This window comes from Pseudoclavibacter helvolus, assembly GCF_049707175.1.
GTDB classification, from domain to species: Bacteria; Actinomycetota; Actinomycetes; order Actinomycetales; family Microbacteriaceae; genus Pseudoclavibacter; species Pseudoclavibacter helvolus_A.
Window position 1 is genome coordinate 10,801 of the sequence record NZ_JBNAFM010000021.1, and the last position, 20,566, is coordinate 31,366.

Sequence of the window (20,566 nt, forward strand, 5' to 3'; positions counted from 1 at the left end):
TTGGGGACATCGGATCGCACCGCGGCTCGGGGTCACTTCTCGCCGTGCCCGAGCCCTTCGTGCTCCGGTGCCGGCTCCTGCTCCGGCTGCCCGGTTCGCACCGCGTGCGCCCGAGTCAGCTCGTCGTCGGTCCGCCGCTGCGCGCTCTCGACCGCGGCCGCCAGCTCATCGACGTAGAGCGGAACGTTGTCGAACTGCCGGCTGCGGTACCCGGCTCGCGCGAGCATCGTGGCCCCCGCCGGCGTGGTGAGCATCTGGAAGAACATGATCGGTATGAGGAAGAGGATCGTCGGCAGGTGCGTCTGCTGCACGCCGAGGCCGATGAGCAGGAACATGAGCCCGGCAATCTGCGGCTTGGTCTGCGCGTGCATGCGCATGAGCACGTCCGAGAAGCGCATGAGGCCGACGCCTGCGGCCAGCGAGAGCAGCGCTCCGAGGGCGAGGCAGACGAGGGAGATGACGTCGAGTGCGTCGAGCGAGGTCTCGCTCAGGAGCCCGCCGGATGCGAGAAGGGTGTCAGAAGCGCTCACTGGCGTTCGCCTCCTGCCTGGTGACGTGCCTGGCCACTGCGACCGAGGCGATGAATGCGGTCATGGCGAGGGCGAGCACGAGCGGGAGCGTGTCGGTGTGCCCGCGGATGATCATGTCGGCCACCAGCACGCAGATGAGGATGGTGAGCAGCGCGTCGGATGCGACCATGCGGTCGATGATCGAGGGACCGCGGATGATGCGGATCACTGCGAGGAGCGCGGCGACGGCGAACATCGTGCCGAAGATCCAGATGAGCACGTCGACGACCATCACTTGTCTCCCTCCTGCGCTGCGGTCCGGCCGGATGCCGATTCCTTCACCACGACGGGCATGTCGTGTGCGAACTGCTTGTCGCGGACGGCCTCGTGCTTCTTCTGCGCGGGCGACTGGCCGATGGGACCGAGTCCGCGGCGAACGCGGTCACGGTTGACCCGCCAGATGTCGTCTCGCGTGCCGAGCGCTAGCGCGAGCCCCTCCTCGACGTCCAGCGCGAGGGCCTTGACGGATTCGACCGACTCGTCGCTGGAGGCGTCGAGCACGTGCAGGTAGAGCACCGAGTGCATCCGGTCGACCTCGACCACCATGGATCCCGGGATGAGCATGTTGACTTCGGCCGTAAGCGTGAGGATGAAGTCGCTGCGCGTGCGGAGCTGCACCGACACGACGGAGCCGAGGGGCGGCTTGGCTGGGCGAAAGGCGAGCCAAGCGACGATCAGTGACGCACTCACGAGTCGGTAGACGAATTTCACGAAGAACACGAGCGTCCACCACAGGTTGATGCGTCCTGAGAGGTCCACGGCCGGCAGGTAGAAGACCTCGACGATGACAACCGCGAAGATGATGCCCGTGACGACGCTGATGACGTCGACGTGGCCCCAGAGCACAAGCCAGAACGCGACGAGCGCGAGCAGCAGGGGCAGCTGCACGAGGATCGCGTGGCGCCTGGGCCTGCGGGCGCTGGTGTCCTTGACCTTCATCATGGCTTGAGCACCTCCGCGTTGGAGACCGCGCTGATGTACTCAGCCGGGACCAGGTCGAATGCGGCCGTCTCCGACCACTCGTAGATGGGGCCCGCGAAGATCGTGATGGCGACGCTCACGGCGACCATGGTGGTCGTCGCGATCGTCATGAGCCTCGAGGAGGACTTCGTCTCGGTGACCACGGCCGATTCCGGGGTGTCCGAGATGCGCTCCGTCATGGGCGACGAGAAGTCAACGACCTGCTCCTGCGTGCGCCAGAAGCCGAGGTTCCAGACGCGGATGAGGGCGTAGAGCGTGAGCAGGCTCGTGACGGCACCCGCGGCGATGAGCACGTAGCTCAGCGGGCTGCCCTCGGCTGCGCCCGCGGTGAACAGCCCGACCTTGCCGATGAAGCCCGAGAAGGGTGGGATGCCTCCGAGGTTGAGCATCGGGATGAAGAACAGCACGGCGACGAACGGTGCGCGCTTGAGCATTCCGCCGAGGTGCGTGAGCGACGACGAGCCCGCAATGCGCTCGATGAGGCCCGTGACGAGGAACAGCGCGGTCTGCACGATGATGTGGTGCACGATGTAGAACACCGTCGCCGCGTCGCCGAGCTCGGTGCCGAGGGCGACGCCGAAGATCATGTAGCCAATGTGGCTGACCAGCGTGAACGAGAGCATCCTTCGGATGCCTGCCTGCGCCACCGCGCCCAGGATGCCGACGATCATAGTCAGCAGTGCGATCACCATCAGCAGCACCGAGATGTCGTTGTCCCAGAACAGGAGCGTCTCGGTGCGCAGGATGGCGTACACGCCGACCTTCGTGAGGAGGCCCGCGAACACCGCCGTGACGGGGGCTGGCGCGGAGGGGTATGAGTCTGGCAGCCAGAACGAAAGCGGGAAGAGCGCCGCCTTGATACCGAAGGCGATCAGGAGCGGCAGGTGCAACATCAGCTGCACGTCCTGCGGCAGCTCCGCCATGCGCACGGCGACCTCGGCGAAGTTCACAGTGCCCACCGCGCCGTAGATGAGCGCGATCGAGCCGAGGAAGATGAAGGAGGAAACGAGGCTCACGACGATGTACGTGACGCCGGCCTTGATGCGCTCGGTCGTGCCGCCGAGCGTGATGAGTACGAAGCTCGACACGAGCAGGATCTCGAAGCCCACGTACATGTTGAAGAGGTCGCCTGCGACAAACGCGTTGTAGACGCCTGCGGACAGCACGAGGTAGGTGGGGTAGAAGATCGAGACGGGGGTTTCGTCGTCGCCGTCGGCCGCGCCCTGGCCGATTGAGAACGCCATGACCGCGAGCAGCACGATGCTCGTGACCACGACGAGCATCGCGGAGAGCTGGTCGACGACGAGGGAGATGCCGAACGGCGCGAGCCAACCGCCGCCCTGCACGACGAGCGCCTCACCCGAGGTCGTGACGGCGATGAGCAGTCCGACGCTCACGGCGAGCGCAAGCACCAGGGTGGCCTGGGCGATGAAAATCTGGAGACGCGCGGCCCTGGCGGCGGTCAGCGCGAGCGCCGCGCCGATGAGCGGCACGAGGACGATGAGGGGAACGAGCCAGGTCATGAGCGGTCCTCCTCCCCTGCGTTGTCGTCTCGTCGCTTGCCGCGCTCACCGTGGTCGTCGGAGCCGGAGTCGAGTCCGACCTGCGGTGCCTGCTCCGCCTCCGCATCCTGCTCGCCGGCTCGGAACTCCTCGAGCTCCTCGTGTCGGTTGCTCGGCTCGGTCGCTTTGACGGACGCCTCTGCGAAGCTGTCTCGACCGGACGTGGGGTCTGACCCCTCGCCCAGGTTGATGCGCGCCGTCGAGACGGCCGCTTCGGCGTACTGCCCGAACTCCGTGTCGCCCGAGTCGTCCTCGTCGAATTCCTCGTCGTCCTGCGAGAGGTCCGCGGTGCGCATCGCGATGTCCTCTTCGTCGTCGCTCACCGTGTCGGCCTGCGCCAGGCGCCACGAGCGGTAAATGAGCGCGAGCATGAAGGCGGTGACGCCGAAGGTGATGACGATGGCTGTGAGGATGAACGCCTGCGGGATCGGGTCGGAGTAGTCCTCTGGCGCGATGTCGGGGTCGTAGATCGGGGCGAAGCCGAAGCTGCCGGACATGAAGAAGATGAGGATGTTCGTGGCGTTGCCGACGAGGAGAATGCCGAGCAGCATGCGCGTGAGGCTGCGCTCGAGGAGCAGGTAGACGCCGCAGGCGTAAAGCACGGCCATGCCGACGAGGAGCACGAGGGACAGGGTCATGAGCGGGTCACCTCCTCGGATTCGACGGGTTCGATGTCGGACTGCTCAGCCTCGACCTCTTCGTTGACTCGTGCCAGGGCACCGGTGTTGAAGCCGGTCTCGCCGCCGTCGGGGTTCTCGCCCTGCAGGCCGTCGTGCTCGGCCGCCGAATCGGAGTCGGGTGAGGCATCCTGTTCGATCTGCAGGTCGATCTCCGAACCGAGTGAGCGCAGGATGTCGATGACCAGCGCGATGACGATGAGGTACACGCCGATGTCGAACACGGTCGACGTGACGAACACGAACTGGCCGATGCCAGGGATGTCCTGATCGATCCAGGATGAGGTGAAGGGCGCCTGGCCGAAGAAGATCGGCACGAGGGCGGTGAGGGTCGCGAGGAGGAACCCGATGCCGAGCAGGCGGCCCGCATCCACCTTCACTGCCTCGTCGAGCTCGGCCCGACCGCCGGCCAGGTAGCGCGCGGCGAGCGCGAGGCTTGCAACTGCGCCGCCGGCGAAGCCGCCACCAGGCGTGTTGTGGCCGGTAAAGAGCAGGAACAGCGAAGCGATGAGCAGCGCGTGGAACACGAGCCGCACGACGACCTCGAGAATGATGGAGCGGTTGTTCGGCGCGAGCGACTTGCCGGCGATGAGCCAGACCTTGCGACGCTCGCCCTGGAGCTTGTCGGCCTTGCCGAGCTTCTGACCCGCCGCGCTGACGGCCGCAAGGTCGATGGGCTCGGTCACGGGCCGCGCGGCGCGGAGGAAGCGCGGGCCGCGAGCGGCATCGACGCGAGAGCGGCCGCGGTTGTTGAGGTAGACGAGGCTGGCGACGCCGGTCGCAGCTGCGATCAGCACCGAGAGCTCACCCATCGTGTCCCAGCCACGAATGTCGACGAGCGTGACGTTGACGATGTTGGAGCCGTGGCCACCCTTGTAGGCGAACTCGGGGAAGAACGTCGAGTCCGGGACCGCCTGGCGTGAGGCGAGCGAGATCCAGGCGACGGCCGCGAGCACGAGTCCGACAGCACCACCGATGCTCCAGCGCAGCCACGAGGGCGGGTTCTTGAGCGCCTTCCCGTGACGGGCTGGGAGCCTGCGCAGCACCAGCACGAACACGACGAGCGTGATGGTCTCGATGAGCGCCTGCGTGATGGCAAGGTCGGGCGCACCGGAGAGCGCGAAGAGCGCGGCCATGCCGTACCCGGTGACGCCGACCAGGATGACGCCCTGGAATCGCTTCTCAGAGGTCGTTACGAAGAACGCGGCGAGCACCATGATCAGGATGATCGCGATCTCCTGCCAGCGGATCTCGGTCTCGAACGCAGGGATCGGGGTGTCCATCGTGAGCAGCGTGAACGCCGACGCGATGACGAACATGATGAAGATCGTCGCGAGGTAGAACGGCAGCGAACCGCGCTGCGTGGTCGCGGTGGTGCGTGCTGCGATGACGTCCACGACGCGCATCGTGGTCCAGTAGCCCCGGGACGATTCGATGAGCGGAGGCACCTTCGCCTGCGCCCGGGCCACGGGGGCGCGCCAGAGGAAGAGCAACCCACCGACGATGAACGTGCCGATCGTGATGAAGAGCGCGGGTTCAAAGCCGTGCCAGAGTGCCAGGTAGTAGGGCTTGACCCCGGGGAGCTCCGGCAGCGTGTCCGCGTACATCGCGAGCACCGGGTCGACGAGGCCAGAGGCGAAGCCGAGTCCCAGCGATGCGGCGACCAGGATGAGGGGCGAGAACATGAAGTCGAGGTGCTCTGGCACGTAGCGGACCCGCTCGACCTCCGGCTTCGACGCGAAGGCGCCGTAGAGGAAGCGTGCCGAGTAGGCGACCGTGAAGATGGTTCCGAGGACGACGCCGATGAGCGCGATCCATCCCCACACGTTTCCAGCTTCCCCGGCTTCGAGGAGGGCAGTGAGGATGGCCTCCTTGGCGACGAAGGTGAACATCGGGGGCACACCCGCCATCGCGGCGATCGCGAGCGCCGTCATCCAGAACAGCACGGGTGCCGCCTTCGCGAGGCCCGAGAGCTTGCGGATGTCGCGGGTCCCCGTGCGGTGGTCGATCATGCCGACGATAAGGAACAGGGCGGCCTTGAAGCATGCGTGCGCGATGACCATTGCGAGGCCGGCGAGCGCGGCGTCTCGAGTCCCAAAGGCGACGACGATCGTGAGCAGGCCGAGCTGGCTGACCGTGCCATAGGCGAGGATCAGCTTGAGGTCGTGCTGGCGCAGGGAGCGCCAGCCGCCGATGAGCATGGTCGCGACGCCGATGGTGATGAGCACTTCTCGCCAGCCGGGCATCTCCGCGAAGCCGGGCGCAAGGCGGGCGATGAGGTAGATACCTGCCTTGACCATTGCCGCGGCGTGGAGGTAGGCGCTGACCGGCGTGGGCGCGGCCATGGCGGCCGGGAGCCAGAAGTGGAACGGGGCGAGGGCCGACTTGGTCACGGCGCCAGAGAGCACCAGCATGACCGCCGTGATCGTGAAGCCGTCGAACGCGGGCGGGTTCGCGATGATCTCAGAGAGCAGCGAGGTGCCGGTCGACGCGTGCAGCATGACGAGACCAACGAGCATCGCCAGCCCGCCGAGGGTCGTGACGAGCAGTGCCTGCATGGCGGCACCGCGGCTTGCGCGCTTCGAGGAGTAGTGCCCGATGAGGAGGAACGAGAGCACGCTCGTCGCTTCCCAGAAGATGAAGAGCAGGTAGATGTCGTCGGCGAGCACAAGGCCGAACATGACTCCCGCGAAGGCGAGCAGCACGGCGGCGAACCGACCGATGTCGGGTTCGTCTGGCTTGAAGTAGCGGCCGCAGTAGATGAGCACGAGCGCGCCGATGCCGGTGACGATGAGCGTCATGATCCAGGCGAGCACGTCCATGCGCATCGCGATGGCGATGTCGATCTGCGGGATCCAGGGGATGCTTTCGGTCAGCACCTCGCCGCCCAGAACACGCGGGGCGAGCAGCGCAGTCCAGACAAAGGCGACGGCGGGGATGGCGGCGGCGACAAGGAACGTCACGTTCCGAAGCCACCTGTGGAGCACCGGGATCAGGATGCTCGCGCCGAGGAAGATAGCCAGGAACGCGATCATTCGGCCTCCTGGAGCTCATGCAGCGGTGTGGACGAATTCATTTTACCTGTCAGTTGGCAGTGCAGACGCTGAGTGCGCCGAGGCGGTCGTTGGACCGAGCCAAACTGGCCGGTCCGCGAGATGGAACACTTAACTGCATGACGATGCCGCACAGACCCGGTCCGACCGCATCGACGGCGAGAGCCCTCGCGCCCGATGCGGCGCGTGGCTTCGCGCTCCTCTTTATCGCGATCGCCAACCTCACCGCCTATCTCTACGGGCATGAGCCGGGCATCCTCTTCCGCCCCGTCGACGCCAGCGGCCTCGATCGAGTCGCGGACGTCGTCGGGGCGCTCTTCATCGACAATCGCAGCTTCCCCCTCTTCTCGTTGCTCTTCGCCTACGGGATGCACCAGCTCCTGGCCCGCGAGGCGGGACGCGGAACTCCGTGGCCGGTCGCCCGATCGCTGCTGCTGCGCCGCAACCTGTGGCTGCTCGTCTTCGGTGTCGCCCACGGCTTTCTCCTCTTCATGGGCGACATCATGCACACCTACGCGCTCGCCGGCTTCCTCCTGGTGCTCGTCGTGCGCGCGCCCAACTGGGTCCTGTGGACCGTGTTCGGCGTGACCACGCCGCTCATGGTCTTCCTCGGCAGCAACGACGCGTTCGCCGCATCCGGGTTCGACATCCAGACCGGCCCCATCATGCCGTCGGCGATCGCCGAGACGCTCGGACAGGCGCAGCTCGACCGCCTCGGCGAGTTCTCGGGCGTCCTCCTGTTCTCCCCGATCCTCGCCATCTCCCTGATGCCGCCGATGATGCTCGGGCTACTGATGGCGAGGGCGCAGCTGCTCGAGCGTCCGTGGGAGCACCCCCGCGTCGTCGCGACCATCGCGGCCGTCGGCGTGCTTGGTGCGATCGTTGCCGGACTGCCCTTCGCCTCGGGACTGGCGTTCGGGTTCACCCCCGGGCCCGAGTGGTTGGGCGCAGGCATGTTGCACTCCGCGTCCGGAATCCTCGCCGGTGCCGGCTACGCGGCGCTCTTTGCACTGCTTTCTTCGAAACGGCAGCGGTCCGGCGCGGGCCCAGGTGTGCTCCTCGGGAGCCTCACCGCCCTCGGCAAGCGATCCATGTCCGGCTATCTCGCGCAGTCCGTGATCTTCCTCGCCCTCATGCCCGCCTGGTCACTGGGCCTCGGAGGCACTATCGGCACGGGCGGCGCACTGCTGGTCGGCACCGGCGCCGGGCTGGTGACGGTGGTCGGCGCGGTCGTGCTGGAACGCGCCGGGAAGCCCGGCCCCGCGGAGTGGGCGATCCGACGCCTCAGCTACGGGCGACCTCCCGCGAGCGCCGCCGTACGATAAGCCGCATGCAGACGAAGAGGCTCTACCGCGACGGCCGACGTGTCAGCGGTGAGCACTCGCTGACGAATCTCGCTGAGCATCGGGCGGCCGGTGATTGCACCATCTGGGTCGACCTCACGCTCGACGAGGACCAAGCGCTCGACGAGCTCGCGTCGCTCCTCGATCTGCACGAGCTGGCCGTCGAAGACGCGAGGTCGCATCTCGAACGGCCGCGCCTCGCGCGCTTCGACTCGCACCTACTCCTCACCCTGTCGAGCTCGGCGTGCGACGAGGAGGGTGCCGTCACGCTCTCGCGGCTGACCGCGTTCATCCTGCCCGGCATCCTCATCACCGTGCATGAGGCCGGGTTCCCGATCGAGGCCGTCGCGCAGCGGCTCGACGAGAACGAGGAGCTGTCGACGCACGGGGTTCCCTGGCTCGCCTGGGGCCTCCTCGACGTCGTCGTCGACAGCCACACCGATTCCGTCGAGCGGCTCGACGAGGTCATCGAGGCCCTCAGCGACGGACTCTTCAGTGAGCGCCCCGACACGAACGAAGTGCAGCGGCGCGCGTTCACGCTCCGCCGCAGCGTCTCGAAGCTGCGTCACGCGACACTCCCGCTCAAGGAGGTCATCTCGCTCCTCATCCACCAGGGAGAGGAGAAGGTCGCGTCGCAGCTCCGCCCCTACTTCGCGGACGTTGCCGACCACGCCGGGCTGGTCGCGGACTGGTCGGAGACGCTCGCAGAGCACATCTCCACGGCCATCGAAACGAGCATCGCTCTCCAGGGCAACAAGATGAACGAGATCATGAAGAAGGTCACCGGGTGGGCCGCGATCATCGCCGTACCCACCGCCATCACGGGCTTCTTCGGCATGAACGTCGACTTCCCCGGCCACAACGAGGTCGAGGGTCTCATCGCCTCGGTTTCCCTCGTGATCGGGTCGTCCGTCGTCCTCTACATCGTCTTCAAGAAGCGCGACTGGCTGTAGGCACACCGGCACGCTGCGCGCCGCTTGTGCCTGAGAAAACTCGGGATGGGTTCGTCATCTCGGGATGGGTAACAACCCATCCCGAGATGACGAACCCATCCCGAGTGTGGATGAGGCTAGCCGGCCGGCTACGCCGTGACGCGCTCCTGCTCGATGACCTGCGCGCTCTTCGCGTCGCGCGAGTGGTCGGTGGAGCCGTGCACGTCCTCGTTCATGGTCGACTCGTCGAACGGGGCGCCTCCGCCGAGGACCAGGTCGACTCGCTCCTTGTCGATCTCCTTCGTCCAGGTTCCGACGAGCACCGTGGCGACCGCGTTGCCGGTGAAGTTCGTGAGGGCACGCGCCTCCGACATGAAGCGGTCGATGCCGACGATCACGCCGACGCCGTCGACCAGGTCGGGACGGTGGGCCTGGAGGCCACCTGCGAGCGTGGCGAGGCCAGCGCCCGTGACGCCTGCCGCACCCTTCGAGGCGATCATCATGAAGACCAGCAGCGAGACCTGCTCGCCGATCGACAGCGGCGTTCCCATCGCGCTGGCGATGAAGAGCGACGCCATCGTCAGGTAGATGGCCGTGCCGTCGAGGTTGAACGAGTAGCCCGTGGGGATCGTGATGCCGGCGACCGACTTCGAGACACCGACGTGCTCCATCTTCGCGATGAGGCGGGGCAGCGCGACCTCGCTCGAGGAGGTCGAGACGATGAGGAGGTACTCGCGGCCGAGGAACTTCATGAGCTTGAAGATGTTGACGCGGGCGACGAGCCAGAGCAGCGTGCCAAGCACGACGACGATGAAGAGCGCGCAGGTGATGTAGAAGGCGATCATGAGCGTGCCGAGCGCGATGACCGCGTCGATGCCCGTCGCTCCGACGACCGCGGCGATAGCTCCGAACGCGCCGACCGGGGCAGCCCACATGATCATGCCGAGCACTCGGAAGACGAGCGCCTGGATCTGAGCGATCGCGTCGATGATCGGCGCAGCCTTGGCGCCCATCTTCTGCAGGCCGAACCCGAGCAGCAGCGCGACGAACAGCACCTGCAGGATGCTGCCGTCGGTCAGTGACGAGAACAGCGACGTGGGGATGATGCCGAGCAGGAAGTCGACCGTGCCCTCGCTCTTCGCCGCATCCGCCTCGTAAGAGGCGTTCGCGATGTTGAGGCCCTCACCGGGGTGGATGAAGTTACCGACGACCATGCCGATCGCCAGGGCGAAGGTCGACATCGTGATGAAGTAGACGAGCGCGAGCCCACCGACCTTGCCGACGGTGGCGGCCTTCGCGATCGAACCGACGCCGAGGACGATCGTGCAGAAAATGATGGGGGCGATCATCATCTTGATGAGTGCCACGAAGGCCTCGCCGATGGGCTTGAGTGCCTTCCCGAACTCCGGGAAGACGAGGCCGACGGTGATGCCGGCGACCACGGCGATGATGACGGCGATGTAGAGCCAGTGCGTCTTGTCGATACCGCGTCGACGCGGGGCGGGAAGTCCCTTTTCGGGACGGCGCTGAGTTGCAGATGACATGGCAGATCTCTCCTTTGAGATCCGACGCGATGTGCGTCGGGAACTATGGATCGAGCATCCGCTCACCGACGCGACCCTCGCGACTTGCGTTCATACTGTTTTCACCGCGCCTCCCGAAAGCAGGAGCAGGCGTGGTCCGCCCATCGACGCTGAGGAGGCGCCATGCGATTCGCAAGCTGGAGCGTCGCCACGCGGCTGTTCGTGCTGCAGTTCGTCGCCATCCTCGCGCTGACCGGCATCGGCGTTGCCATCGTGTGGGCGGATGCGCGTCGCGAGGCAGAGGACGACGCCGCGCTGCGGAGCGTGGCCGTCGCCGAGACGATCGCCCACGACCCGTTCGTTGTCGAGCAGCTGCAGACCGCCGACCCGAGCAGCAGCCTCCAGCCGTACGCCATCGGCATCTCCGACTCCACCGGCATCGACTTCATCACGATCATGGACACCGACCGGGTGCGCATCACGCACCGCAACCCCGAGGAGATCGGTCGACTCTTCCAGGGCAACATCGACGCGGCACTCGCCGGCTCGACGTTCACCGAAACCTACACGGGCACGCTCGGCCCCTCCGTCCGTGCCGTGGCCCCGATCGCCGACGACGGCGAGATCGTGGCGCTCGTCTCCGCCGGCGTCACCGTCTCGAACGCGCACGTCGCAACGGGCTCCCGCATCGCCCTCATACTCTGGTCGGCGCTCGGCGCCCTCCTCATCGGCGGCACAGGCGCCTGGGCGTTGAGCCGATATCTGCGCCGGGTTACCGACAACCGCGGCCCGGAGGACCTCGCCCGAATGTTCGCCTACTACGAGGGCGTGCTCCGTTCCATCGATGAAGGGCTCGTGCTCATCGACACCAAGGGGCGCATCGCGCTCACCAACGTCGTCGCATCCGAGTACTTGGGGCTTCCGCCGTTCGACCCGCAGGCGACCCCCGTTCCCGTCGCTGATCTCGATGTTCCCGACATCCTGCGTGACGTCCTCCTGAGGGCGGATGCCGTGGTCGACGAGATCGTCGTCACCGAGCGGCACGTGCTCGTCGTGAACAGCGAGGCCGTCGCGACCCGCGGGCCGGGTCAGGATGCACCGCGCTTCGCGGGAACCGTGGTCACGTTGCGTGACCACTCGCGCATCGAGGAGTTGAGCGGCGAGCTCGAGACGTCGCAGACCCTCGCGGCGGCGCTGCGCTCGCAGGCGCACGAGTTCGCGAACCGCCTGCACACCATCATCGCCCTCATCGAGCTCGGCCGCCCTGACGAGGCGATGCGGCTCGCGAGCTCGACGCTCGACGTCAGCCAAGAGCTCGCCGACCGCCTCGTGCGCGCCATCGAGGACCCGGTCCTCGTCGCGCTGCTGCTCGGGAAGTCCGCGCAGGCCGACGAAATGGACGTGCGCTTCGAGTTGCACCTCCCCGAGCGGGTTCCCGCGAGCGCCTCGGCGAGAGACCTCATCACGATCGTCGGTAACCTCATCGACAACGCGCTCGAGGCCGCGCGCGCAACGCCCGCGCCCGCGGTCCGTGTGTTCGTCGAGGAGCTCGACGCCGAGGTCCTCATCGAGGTGAGCGACAGCGGCAACGGACCAGACCCGGAGTTCCTCGACCGGATCTTCGAGTTCGGCGTCTCCGGCAAACCGGGCAAGGGCCGCGGCGTGGGGCTCGCGCTCGTGCGCCAAGCGGTCCGTCGGGCGGGCGGCAGCATCGAGGTCGACGGCTCCGCGTTCACCGTGTGCCTGCCCGTGCAGGCCCAGGAGCCAGCCATCGCGGCGCCAGCGAGAGAGGGGCAAATCGTAGATGGCCGATGAGCAAGAAGGCCGGGCTTCCCTCCTCCAGGTGCTGGTCGTCGACGACGAGGCGCTCACGGCGCAGGCCCACGCGTCCTACGTCGACCGACTCCCGGGCTTCCGCGCCGTGGGCGTCGTCAGCACCGCATCCGCTGCGATCCTCGCCGTCAGAGCGGCCGCCACCGGCGACGCGGAGCGCATCGACGTGGTCCTCCTCGACATCAACATGCCGGATGCGACGGGGATCGACGTCGCTCGGCGCCTCCGCACAGAAGGCCACGACGTCGACATCATCGCCGTCACCGCCGTTCGCGAAGCCACGACCGTCAAGCAGGCCGTCTCGCTCGGCATCGCCCACTATCTCCTCAAGCCGTTCACGTTCCAGACCTTCGCCGAGAAACTCGAAGCGCTCAGGGAGTACCGCGCCGGGCTCTTCGACCATGTCGTCTCGAGCCAGGACGAAGTCGACCAGACCCTGGCGTCCCTCCGCCAGGCCACCCATCAGACGTCCCTGCCGAAAGGTCTCACAAGCGAGACGCTCGCGAGCGTCGTCGCCGCGCTCCGCGACCTGGCACCCGAGACGGGCATCTCCGCGAAGGAGCTCTCGGAACGTCTGACGCTGTCCCGGGTCACCGCGCGGCGGTACCTCGAGCACCTCGTCGAGACATCCGCCGCCGAGCGCACCCCCAGGTACGGGACGCCCGGCCGGCCCGAACTCGAGTACCGCCTCGCCTAACCGCTTCCGCGCTTCGTCACCTTTCGGACAGCCGGGAGGAGTAATCTCCGGAAAATGATCACCGTCGGCATGAGCACCTCCTGCACGTTTCCGAAGTCTGTCGAGACGTCCTTCCAGATAGCTCGCGATGCGGGCTTCGACGGAATGGAGATCATGATCTCGACCGACCAGACGTCACGCAGTGTGGATGCGCTGAAGCGCCTCATCGACAGGTACCAGCTCCCCGTGCTCGCCGTGCACGCTCCCGTGCTCCTGTTCACGCAGTTCGTGTGGGGCAGGGACCAGCGCACGAAGCTGCAGCGCTCGGCCGAGCTGGCACGCGACATCGGCGCCTCCACGGTTGTTGTCCACCCACCGTTCCGCTGGCAGTCGGGGTACGCGGAGAACTTCCTCGACATCGTCCGCGAGATCAACGCAGACACCGGCACTGAGATCGCCGTCGAGAACATGTTCCCGTGGAAGGTCTCGGGCCGGGCCTTGCAGGCGTACAAGCCGGGCATCGACCCGGTCGACATGGACTGCGACGCCATCACCCTCGACTTCTCGCACGCCGCCCTCTCCGGGCGCGACTCACTACAGATGGCGAAGGCTGCGGGCGACCGGCTCCGGCACATCCACCTCTGCGACGGCCAGGCGCCAGAAGCGAACGACAAGCTCTTCGACGAGCACCTCGCGCCGGGCCAAGGCGGTCAGCCCGTCGCCGAGACGCTGCAGTACCTCGCGTCGATCGGCTGGTCAGGCCACGTCGTCGCCGAAGTCAACACTCGCAAGGCCAAGAACGAGGCCGACCGCCTGCGCATGCTTCGGGAGACCGTCGCCTTCGCGCACGAGCACCTGCAGCTGGGCCGCGCGGTCCCCGACGCCGTCTAACGCCCGCTCCAGTCTCCCACTCCCGTTTCGGGATGGGTTTCTCACCTCGAGATGGGTTGCAAGCCATCCCGAGATGAGGAACCCATCCCGAGACTTTGGCTCTCGCATACGACAGCGCTGGGCCCGAAAAGGTGCGGCCGCCCCGAGACGTGCGCTACCCCGAGACGCGTGGCCGGCCCGCGCAGCGCGGTGCTACGCGGCGACGAGTTCCGGACGCCCGGCGGCGAGGCCGGCGACCAGCGCCGGCTTCGACCGCCGCCTGCGCCCGATGACGAGACTGGCGGCCGCGAACCCGACGGCGCCGATGACGATCATGCCGATGGCGGCCGTGACGACTCCGGATGCGCTGCCGCCCGAGTAGGCGAGCTGCAGCCCGGCGGCGAGGTGGGTTCCCGGCAGCAGGCCCGACAGCGTCTCGACGAACGGCGACTTCAGTTCGAGCGGCACGAGGCCCCTGATGGCGAGCACCTGGATGCTCAGGAGCCCGATGGAGGCGACGGCCGCGGCGCGTCGGCCCCAGAGCGTTGTGAAAAGCAGGTGGATGCCGATGAGCGCGATCGCGCACAGGGCGCCGAGCCCAAGCGTTGCGAACGCCGCCATGACGGGGACCGCGAGGAACCCGTGGGCGATGACGAGCACGGCGAAGAGCACGACCGCCAGCGGGAGGAGCATGCGCTTGGTCGCGTCGAGCAGGATGCGCCCGTTTGAGGCCATGGAGGCGTAGGCCTCGGTCGGCACGAGCCGGCGCATGAGCGTGGTTGCGAGTGCGGCCAGCCAGAGCGTCAGGGGCAGGATGAGGGCGGTGAGGATCTCGCCGAAGCTGACCTCGTGCTGCATGGTCGTGTTCGCCTCGATCGGGTTCGCGACGACGCCCGCGAGCGCTTCTGGGTCGCCGACGGCGTTCTCCGCCTGCGCGGCGCCGTCGTTGAGCCCGGTCGACAGCTGGGTCGCTCCCGAGGTGAGTTCGCCGACGCCGTCTTGGATGGGTGCGACGCCGTCGGCGAGCTGCTGCTGTCCGTCGCGGAGCTGGCCGAGCCCGGTGGCGAGGGCGCTGGCGCCCGTCTGGAGCTCGGTGCCTCCCGTGGCGAGCTGGGATGCGCCGCGCTCGAGCTCGTCGCCGGCCGTCACGAGGTCGGACGCGCCGCTGGTGAGGCCGCTCGAGCCTGCCGAGAGCTGCGTGGCTCCCGTGTTGAGCTGGTCGATGCCGTCGGCAAGGGTGACGAGTCCCGCGCCGAGCTCGGTGAGCCCGGAGGCTCCTTCGGTGACGGCGGTGAGCTCCCCCGTCGCGTTGTCGAGCGTGTCGACGAGGCCGTCCACGCCGCCCGTCGTGCCCGCGAGCGCGGTGAGTTGCGCCTCGCACTCGCTCTTGAGGGTGGGGTCGGCGAGCGCCGCGCACCAGGCGACGAGCCCTTCCGTCGAGTCGTTGAGCGCGACGAGCACCGGCCGGATGTCGTTCTGGTAGGTGGCAGTGCCTTGCGTGACCGCCGTCGAGTATGCCTCGAGCTGTGCGCCGGCGCCTTGGAGCTGCTGCCCGCCGTCGCGGAGCGTCGGCGTCTGCAGGGCCAGCTGCCCGACGCCCGCCGCGAGCTGATCTGCCCCGCTGGTGTACTGCGTGATGCCTGCCGACAGCTGGTCGACGCCGCCCGTGTACTGGGTGACGCCGCTCGAGAGCTGGCTCACGCCCGAGACGTAGGTCGTCACTCCGCTCGACAGCTCGGTCGCCCCGTCGGCGCTCTGCGTGAGCCCTGTCCCGAGCTCGCGCTGCCCGTCTGAGAACTGCGCGAGGCCGGTGCCGAGCTGCGTGCCTCCGTCGGCGAGCAGGGCGGCACCGTCGGCGGCGTCTCGCAGCGACGAGGCCGTCTGGCCGATGCCGTCGAAGAGCTGCACGGCCACCATCTCGGTGACCTGCGTGCCGAACTGGGCGGTGAGCGCATCCGCGAGTCCGTTGGCGATCGCGGGCGACAGGTAGTCGTGCGATTGGTCGGTGGTCACGTCGATCGTGGCCGGGGTGGCCCCGTCGTCCGCGATGCCGGCGATGCGCGCCGAGAAGTCATCTGGGATCGTCACGACGACGTACGCGGAGCCGTCCTCGAGTGCGGCCCGAGCGGTGTCGGCGTCGGCGAGCTGCCAGTCGAATCCGGTCGGCGTTTCGGGGTCGGTGAGCGCGCTGACGACGAGTCGTCCCGCGATGACCGTCGTCTCCGTGCCGTCTGGTCCGGTCATGGTCTGCAGCTCGTCGTTGTTCACGATCATGGCGGGGATCGCCGCGGTGCGCGCCTCGGCGCCGGCGAGCCCCGCGAAGTAGGCTCCCGCGGCGAAGAGCGGAACGAGGATCGCGACGAGCAGGTTGCGCAGGCGCCTGCGGCGCAGCGCGGTGCGGTCGGCCGTGACGGCGTGGAGGACGGCGGCGCTCATGCGAGTGCTCCCTTGTGCGTGCTAGTTGCTTCGAGATCTTGGGCCGACGCGTCGGCGGATGCGCGTGGCGGGGCGTCGAGGCGGATTCGGCCGGCGGGGCGCCTCACCTTTCCCACGATGGATGCGGCATCCAGGCCGGCGGGGAGTCCGAGCACGAGCGTCGTGTCTGCCGGGGCGAGTGCGCTCGTCTCGGCGAGCAGCGCGCCGGCGAGTCGGGTGGTCGACTCGGGGTCTGCGCCCGGACCGAGGTCGAGGATGAGCACCTCGGGTCGCTCGGCGAGCGCGATGCGCGCGAGCGCGACTCCTCTTGCGGCGGGACGAAGCTCACCGAGGGTCGTTCCCGCGCGGACACCCGGGGAGCCGTCTCGCAGCCTGGTCGCCGCGGCCGCCAGCTCGGCTACTCCCTGCTGGATGAGTGCTTCCGGCACTGGCCCGGCGACGGAACCGCGCCCGAGTCGCAGCCGCTCCTCGAGGAGTGCGCCCACGGTGAGCTCGGCCGATCTCGCGTCGAGCGTGGCCGCGTCGACGACGGCGACCCGCCGCATGAGCGCGCCCTCGTCGCCGGGTGTGAGGTGCCCGTGCGCGTGCGCGTGCCCGCTGACCGGCGCGATACGCCCCGCGAGCGTCGCGGCCAGCAGTCTGCGCTCAGCGAGTCGCCCTTCGACGAGCAGCACGCCGCCGCGCCCGATGCCACCGGTCACGGGCCGGGTCGCGTTGGATTCCGTCCCGGCGACGAGGCTCGCCATGGCGATGCCGTCCTGCTGGCCTTGCATCCATTCGACGTTCTGGCGGTAGTGGCGAAGGTGCTCCCCTTCGACGTCGAGGTCGGGCAGGATGCGGTCGAGCCACCGCGGGAGCGTCCAGGCGCGCGAGCCCAGCATCGTCATGATGGCGGGGACGAGGGTCATGCGGACGAGGAAGGCGTCGAAGAAGATGCCGGCGGCGAGACCGAGCGCGATCGCCTTGATGACTCCTGCTCCCTCGGGCACAAACGCAGCGAAGACGAAGAACATGATCAGCGCCGCCGCGGTGACGACGCGCGCGCCGTTTGCGAATCCTGTCTCGACCGCGTCCCTGGCGTTGCCGCTGCGCACGTACGCCTCGCGCATCCCGGAGACGAGGAAGACCTCGTAGTCCATGGCCAGTCCAAAGATGATCGCCATGAGCAGGATCGGCATAAAGCTGATGATCGGGCCGGGCACGACGTGCAGCGCGTCGGCGAACCAGCCCCACTGGAAGATCGCCACGACCACGCCGAAGGCGGCGAAGACGCTGAGGAGGAAGCTCAGCGCTGCCTTGAGCGGGACCAGGATCGACCGGAACACCATCATGAGCAGGAAGAAGCTGAGCCCGACGACGACGGCGGCGAACGGCAGCAGTGCACGATTCAGACGGTCGGAGATGTCGAGCGCAATGGCGGTGGCGCCCGTCACCGAGGTCACCATGCCGGTCTCAGCCTCAAGCTCGTCGCCGAGATCGCGAATCTCGCCGACGACGCGCAGCGTCTCGTCGTCGTCCGGCCCGGTGCTCGGCACGACCTGGATGATGGCGGAGTCGATCGTCAGGTTGGGCAGCGGGTCGCCGACGGTGTCGACCCCGTCGACCTCCGCCACCCGGTCGGCGATGAGCTGCAGATCATCCAGCAGGGTCTCGTTGTCGCCCTGCGTGATGTCGACCATGACGATGAGGGGTCCGTTGGCTCCGGGCCCGAAGTGCTCCGAGACGAGGTCGTAGCCGACGTGCGCCACGCTGTCCTCGGGCTCGGACGCCCCCGAGGGCAGCGCGAGCTTGAGGTCGAGCGCGGGGATCGCGAGGGTGCCGAGGATGGCGACCACCGCGAGCGCGAAGGCCAGCGGCGCCCGCATGACCAGGCGCACCCAGCGGCGACCGATCGTCGGCTTGGCGTCTGCTCCCGTCTCGCGACGGAAGGCGCGCGACCCTGCCTTCGGGCGCATCCGCTCGCCGGCGAAGCCGAGCAGTGCCGGCACCAGCGTGACCACCGCGGCCATGGCGGCGAACACCGCCGCCGCCGCCGCGATCCCCATGACGCTGAGGAACGGGATGCCGACGATCATCAGCCCGAGCAGCGCGATCATGACGGTGACCCCGGCGAAGACGACGGCGTTGCCCGCCGTGCCGACGGCGGTGGCGGTCGACTCCTCGGCATCCATGCCGTTCGCGAGCTGGGTCCGGTGGCGCGAGACGACGAAGAGGGCGTAGTCGATTCCGACGGCGAGGCCGATCATGACCGCGAGCAGCGGCGTCGCGCTCGAGACGACGACGAACTTGGCGGCGAAGAGGATGCCGCCCATCGTGACGCCGACGCCGACGATGGCGGATGCGAGCGGCAGACCGGCGGCGAGGACGGACCCGAAGGTCACGAGGAGCACGATCGCCGCGAAGACCACGCCGACGATCTCGGTCGGCGTCAGCCCGTACTCGAGGTTCTGGAAGATCTGCCCATCGAAGCCGACCTGCAGGCCAGCGCTCTCGAGCGAGGTGCCGATCTCGGTCACCTCGACCACGAGTTCCTCGCTGATGTCCTCGCTCGTGCCGTCGAACTGCACTCGGATGATGCCCGCTTGCCCGTCGTCGGACACCGCATCGGTCGCGTACTCCGAGAACGGCGAGAGCGCCTGGCTCACGCCGTCGAGCTCGCCGAGCCGGTCGGCGGCGGCGTCGATCGCGTCCTTGGAGGCGGCGTCTTCGACCGACTCGCCCTCCGGCGCCACGACGACGACGCTGGCGCTCGCGCCCGCAGCTTCGGGAAACACTTCGCCGAGCCGGTCGAGCGCGGCCTGCGACTGCGTGCCAGGAATGGCAAACGATTCCTTGAGTGTCCCGCCCGCGCCGAGCCCGACGCCGAGGGCGACGCCCAGGAGGAGGACCCACGCGCCGAGCACGCGCCACGGGCGCCGGTAGGAGCCCCTGGCGATTCGGAAGAGGAGGAGAGCCATGGTTCGTGTCCTGCCTGTCGACTACCGGCGCGTGGCCGAGATGAAGGTGAGTGCGGCGACGAGTTCGTCGCGCGTCGGCTCCTGCGTTCGCGCGCCTCCTGGGATGTTCTCGTTCGCGAGGCAATAGGTCACCCCTGCGAGGCCGATGGCGATGCGCAGCGACCGGTCCGGGTCGTCGTCGGAGAGCGCGTCGACCAGGCGCTGAATGACGGGATCGACGCGGCTGGCGATGAACTCGCCGGCGCCGGTGCTGCGGTGGTTCACGAACATGTGCACGGCGAGGCGGTGCTGCAGGAGAAAGTCGACGAAGGGGCCGACAAGCCGCTCGTCTTCAGCCCCGATATCGAGGTGCTGCAGCGAGTCGACGAGCTGCTCGAATGCGCCGAGGGCCTCGAGCACGGCTTGCTCGAAGAGCCCCTGCTTCGACCCGAAGTGGTAGAGCAGGTTCGCCTTCGTGTACCCGGCCTTGCGTGCGATCTCTTGCAGCGAGGCACCCTCGTAGCCGTGCGCGGCGAACTCGACGAGTGCCGCCTGCTTCAGCAGGTCGGTCGGCAACTGGCGCGAGGTGGGTGGATGCGCGGGCTGCTCGACGGTAGGAGGGAGATCCTGGGCAGACTCTGAGGGGCGCGGGTGCTCGGTCACCCGCAGAGTCTATTGACCGAACGGTCAGACTTCAACCGATCGGTCAGGAACAACGCGACCCGATCGCCTCACGGGACATGCGGCGGACCTCACGAATCGGCCAGGCGACCCCGCTACTCTGGCGGCGTCAACCAGAAGGGCGGCGCGGTCCCAGCGACGCACCCCCGACACGAGCAGGGAGCGGAACCCATGCGCAAATTCCTCACCAACGGAGCGATCCTGTCGTCGGTCTTCGGCATCGTCAGTGTCTTCCGACAGACGTCGATGGAGACGAAGCGCTGGCGCGCAGTGCTCATCTGGCTCGCCTGGGGCATCTCGACGGCACTCGCGATCAGCGCCGTTATGGACGACGCGAACCAGAAGAAGCTCGAGCTGGACTAATATTCCGCAGGGCGTGCGGCGTGTCTGTCGACACGCCGCACGAACGACGCGAGACTAGTGCTGTCTCATTCTGGGGCCAGATCATCTGACCCCAGGCAAGAGCCTACAAACCCGGTGCAGAAAGGGGACTC

The 20,566-nt window shown here is 67.9% G+C and carries 16 protein-coding genes; 6 read left to right on the top strand and 10 right to left on the bottom strand.

Features of this window, described 5'->3' with window-relative positions; translation table 11 throughout:
- Positions 1–32: 32 nt before the first annotated feature.
- Genes mnhG through ACPYN9_RS14970 form a run of 6 tightly spaced genes read right to left on the bottom strand, consistent with a single transcriptional unit; the run spans position 33 to position 6,824 of the window.
- Entirely contained in the window at positions 33–530 is a 498-nt protein-coding gene (gene mnhG, locus ACPYN9_RS14945) for a monovalent cation/H(+) antiporter subunit G (protein WP_424467339.1), read from the bottom strand.
- A complete protein-coding gene (locus ACPYN9_RS14950; RefSeq protein WP_424467377.1) occupies positions 517–801 on the bottom strand; it encodes a monovalent cation/H+ antiporter complex subunit F in 285 nt (94 codons plus the stop codon). Before ACPYN9_RS14950 ends, mnhG begins: the two co-directional genes overlap by 14 nt.
- Positions 801–1,511 carry a Na+/H+ antiporter subunit E gene (locus ACPYN9_RS14955; RefSeq protein ID WP_424467340.1) on the bottom strand — a complete coding sequence of 237 codons (711 nt, stop codon included), beginning with the start codon at positions 1,509–1,511 and terminating at the stop codon, positions 801–803. Before ACPYN9_RS14955 ends, ACPYN9_RS14950 begins: the two co-directional genes overlap by 1 nt.
- On the bottom strand, positions 1,508–3,073 hold the full coding sequence (locus ACPYN9_RS14960; RefSeq protein ID WP_424467341.1) for a Na+/H+ antiporter subunit D: 1,566 nt from the start codon (positions 3,071–3,073) through the stop codon (positions 1,508–1,510). Before ACPYN9_RS14960 ends, ACPYN9_RS14955 begins: the two co-directional genes overlap by 4 nt.
- Entirely contained in the window at positions 3,070–3,750 is a 681-nt protein-coding gene (locus ACPYN9_RS14965; protein ID WP_424467342.1) for a Na(+)/H(+) antiporter subunit C, read from the bottom strand. Before ACPYN9_RS14965 ends, ACPYN9_RS14960 begins: the two co-directional genes overlap by 4 nt.
- A complete protein-coding gene (locus ACPYN9_RS14970) occupies positions 3,747–6,824 on the bottom strand; it encodes a Na+/H+ antiporter subunit A (RefSeq protein WP_424467343.1) in 3,078 nt (1,025 codons plus the stop codon). The genes ACPYN9_RS14965 and ACPYN9_RS14970 overlap by 4 nt, the downstream gene beginning before the upstream one ends.
- Positions 6,825–6,961: 137 nt before the next feature.
- Between ACPYN9_RS14970 and ACPYN9_RS14975 the strand changes: the two genes are divergently transcribed.
- Together ACPYN9_RS14975 and ACPYN9_RS14980 are read left to right on the top strand one after the other, a co-directional pair.
- Complete coding sequence (locus tag ACPYN9_RS14975) at positions 6,962–8,167, top strand: DUF418 domain-containing protein (protein WP_424467344.1); 1,206 nt, start codon at positions 6,962–6,964, stop codon at positions 8,165–8,167.
- Between the two features lie 5 nt (positions 8,168–8,172).
- Positions 8,173–9,138, top strand: coding sequence for a magnesium transporter CorA family protein (locus ACPYN9_RS14980; RefSeq protein ID WP_424467345.1), 966 nt, complete (start codon positions 8,173–8,175; stop codon positions 9,136–9,138).
- Between the two features lie 128 nt (positions 9,139–9,266).
- Here the strand turns inward: ACPYN9_RS14980 and ACPYN9_RS14985 are convergent, their stop codons facing one another.
- Entirely contained in the window at positions 9,267–10,661 is a 1,395-nt protein-coding gene (locus ACPYN9_RS14985; protein ID WP_424467346.1) for a cation:dicarboxylate symporter family transporter, read from the bottom strand.
- 162 nt (positions 10,662–10,823) lie between these two features.
- Here ACPYN9_RS14985 and ACPYN9_RS14990 point away from each other — a divergent pair, with 162 nt between their 5' ends.
- Genes ACPYN9_RS14990 through ACPYN9_RS15000 form a run of 3 tightly spaced genes read left to right on the top strand, consistent with a single transcriptional unit; the run spans position 10,824 to position 14,040 of the window.
- Complete coding sequence (locus tag ACPYN9_RS14990; RefSeq protein WP_424467347.1) at positions 10,824–12,455, top strand: sensor histidine kinase; 1,632 nt, start codon at positions 10,824–10,826, stop codon at positions 12,453–12,455.
- A complete protein-coding gene (locus ACPYN9_RS14995; RefSeq protein WP_424467348.1) occupies positions 12,445–13,170 on the top strand; it encodes a response regulator in 726 nt (241 codons plus the stop codon). The genes ACPYN9_RS14990 and ACPYN9_RS14995 overlap by 11 nt, the downstream gene beginning before the upstream one ends.
- Positions 13,171–13,224: 54 nt before the next feature.
- The gene (locus tag ACPYN9_RS15000; RefSeq protein WP_424467349.1) at positions 13,225–14,040 is read left to right on the top strand and encodes a sugar phosphate isomerase/epimerase family protein; all 816 of its coding nucleotides are present in this window, start codon (positions 13,225–13,227) and stop codon (positions 14,038–14,040) included.
- A gap of 192 nt (positions 14,041–14,232) precedes the next feature.
- Here ACPYN9_RS15000 and ACPYN9_RS15005 read toward each other — a convergent pair whose 3' ends face one another.
- From ACPYN9_RS15005 to ACPYN9_RS15015, 3 genes are read right to left on the bottom strand one after another with little or no spacing between them, the layout of a single operon-like run.
- Complete coding sequence (locus ACPYN9_RS15005; protein WP_424467350.1) at positions 14,233–16,455, bottom strand: YhgE/Pip domain-containing protein; 2,223 nt, start codon at positions 16,453–16,455, stop codon at positions 14,233–14,235.
- Positions 16,452–19,412, bottom strand: coding sequence for an MMPL family transporter (locus ACPYN9_RS15010; RefSeq protein ID WP_424467351.1), 2,961 nt, complete (start codon positions 19,410–19,412; stop codon positions 16,452–16,454). The genes ACPYN9_RS15005 and ACPYN9_RS15010 overlap by 4 nt, the downstream gene beginning before the upstream one ends.
- A gap of 21 nt (positions 19,413–19,433) precedes the next feature.
- A complete protein-coding gene (locus ACPYN9_RS15015; protein WP_424467352.1) occupies positions 19,434–20,054 on the bottom strand; it encodes a TetR/AcrR family transcriptional regulator in 621 nt (206 codons plus the stop codon).
- Between the two features lie 189 nt (positions 20,055–20,243).
- Between ACPYN9_RS15015 and ACPYN9_RS15020 the strand changes: the two genes are divergently transcribed.
- A complete protein-coding gene (locus tag ACPYN9_RS15020; RefSeq protein ID WP_424467353.1) occupies positions 20,244–20,435 on the top strand; it encodes a hypothetical protein in 192 nt (63 codons plus the stop codon).
- Positions 20,436–20,566 lie beyond the last annotated feature (131 nt).

Coding starts and splice junctions, on each gene's coding strand:
- ACPYN9_RS14950 (WP_424467377.1), bottom strand. CDS start 801: ATGGTCGTCGACGTGCTCATCTGGATCTTCGGCACGATGTTCGCCGTC.
- ACPYN9_RS14975 (WP_424467344.1), top strand. CDS start 6,962: ATGACGATGCCGCACAGACCCGGTCCGACCGCATCGACGGCGAGAGCC.
- ACPYN9_RS14965 (WP_424467342.1), bottom strand. CDS start 3,750: ATGACCCTGTCCCTCGTGCTCCTCGTCGGCATGGCCGTGCTTTACGCC.
- ACPYN9_RS15020 (WP_424467353.1), top strand. CDS start 20,244: ATGCGCAAATTCCTCACCAACGGAGCGATCCTGTCGTCGGTCTTCGGC.
- ACPYN9_RS14985 (WP_424467346.1), bottom strand. CDS start 10,661: ATGTCATCTGCAACTCAGCGCCGTCCCGAAAAGGGACTTCCCGCCCCG.
- ACPYN9_RS15005 (WP_424467350.1), bottom strand. CDS start 16,455: ATGAGCGCCGCCGTCCTCCACGCCGTCACGGCCGACCGCACCGCGCTG.
- ACPYN9_RS14955 (WP_424467340.1), bottom strand. CDS start 1,511: ATGATGAAGGTCAAGGACACCAGCGCCCGCAGGCCCAGGCGCCACGCG.
- ACPYN9_RS15000 (WP_424467349.1), top strand. CDS start 13,225: ATGATCACCGTCGGCATGAGCACCTCCTGCACGTTTCCGAAGTCTGTC.
- ACPYN9_RS15010 (WP_424467351.1), bottom strand. CDS start 19,412: ATGGCTCTCCTCCTCTTCCGAATCGCCAGGGGCTCCTACCGGCGCCCG.
- ACPYN9_RS14970 (WP_424467343.1), bottom strand. CDS start 6,824: ATGATCGCGTTCCTGGCTATCTTCCTCGGCGCGAGCATCCTGATCCCG.
- ACPYN9_RS14990 (WP_424467347.1), top strand. CDS start 10,824: ATGCGATTCGCAAGCTGGAGCGTCGCCACGCGGCTGTTCGTGCTGCAG.
- ACPYN9_RS14980 (WP_424467345.1), top strand. CDS start 8,173: ATGCAGACGAAGAGGCTCTACCGCGACGGCCGACGTGTCAGCGGTGAG.
- ACPYN9_RS14960 (WP_424467341.1), bottom strand. CDS start 3,073: ATGACCTGGCTCGTTCCCCTCATCGTCCTCGTGCCGCTCATCGGCGCG.
- ACPYN9_RS14995 (WP_424467348.1), top strand. CDS start 12,445: ATGGCCGATGAGCAAGAAGGCCGGGCTTCCCTCCTCCAGGTGCTGGTC.